Genomic DNA, 603 nt, shown 5'->3' on the forward strand with positions numbered 1-603 from the left:
GCGCCCGCGCCCGCCGCCGCCCCGGCCGCCTTGACGGCCGGCGTGCAGCGTGCCGCGCTGCCCGCCGCGCAGGCCGCCCCGACCCTCACGCCCGCCGCCGAGGCGCAGTCCTCCTACACCGTGCGGGACAGCCGGCCCGCCGACAGCCTCTGGTCCATCGCCGAGCGCCAACTGGGCTCCGGCGAACGGTGGACGGAGATCGCCAAGCTCAACGAGGGCCGGACGATGGACGACTCGGGCACCCGCTTCGACGCGGAGCGCCCGATCCACCCCGGGTGGACCTTGCTGATGCCGGCCGACGCCAAGCCCGACGAGGCCAAGCCAGCCGCGCCCGCCACGCCCGCCCCCGCCGGGACGCCGCAGGCCGGCACCTCCGGCGGCGCGGCCCAGGGCGGCGGCACCGTCACCGTCAAGGAGGGCGACAGCCTGTCGGCCATCGCCGAGCGGGCGATGGGGGACGCCGAGGCGTGGCCCCAGCTGTTCGAGGCCAACAAGGGCGCCCAGGCGCCGGACGGCGAACGGCTCACCGACCCGGACGTCGTCGCGCCGGGGATGGTGCTCACCGTGCCCGGTGCGGCCGCGCCCGCCCCGGCTCCCGCGCCC

At 78.9% G+C, this 603-nt stretch carries 1 protein-coding gene; it reads left to right on the top strand.

Going from position 1 to position 603, the window contains the following annotated elements; genetic code table 11:
• A partial coding sequence (locus ABD308_RS39400; RefSeq protein ID WP_344345950.1) for a LysM peptidoglycan-binding domain-containing protein occupies nt 1–603 on the top strand: 603 nt, incomplete at both ends.

It is taken from the genome of Kitasatospora putterlickiae, from assembly GCF_039527695.1.
Taxonomy (GTDB): Bacteria; Actinomycetota; Actinomycetes; order Streptomycetales; family Streptomycetaceae; genus Kitasatospora; species Kitasatospora putterlickiae.